Consider the following 390-nt stretch of genomic DNA (forward strand, 5'->3'; position numbering starts at 1 on the left):
ATCACGGCTTTCGGGGCCTGTTTCTTGCTACCGTCAAAGCCCTGGACACCCCCGACGGTCGTGTACTTCATGACATATCGTTTATCGGGGTGGATCCGCTGGTAGGCGCTCTGGCACATCAGGGTGGCTTCGTGGGAGCCGCAGAGTATGAGTTTGAGTTTGCCCGGGTAGGAATTCACATCCCCAATGGCATAGATGCCGGGGATATTTGTCTGATAGTCCAGCGTATTATCCACCCGGATGGCATTTTTCTCGATCTCCAGGCCCCAGTTGGCAATGGGTCCCAATTTGGGAGAAAGGCCGAACAACGGGATAAAGGCATCCGTCTCAATCCGCGTGTCTCCAGCCGGTTCGGCGGAGCGTCGCACCACGACGGCCTCCAACTTCCCG

General features: G+C 56.9%; 1 protein-coding gene. It reads right to left on the reverse strand.

Features of this window, described 5'->3' with window-relative positions; translation table 11 throughout:
* Positions 1–390, reverse strand: a 390-nt coding sequence (locus ACRHNM_RS16300) for an NAD(P)/FAD-dependent oxidoreductase (protein WP_431137697.1), incomplete at both ends; no start/stop codon positions are given.

This window comes from Psychroserpens mesophilus, assembly GCF_050617655.1.
In the GTDB taxonomy this organism is placed as follows: Bacteria; Bacteroidota; Bacteroidia; order Flavobacteriales; family Flavobacteriaceae; genus Psychroserpens; species Psychroserpens mesophilus_A.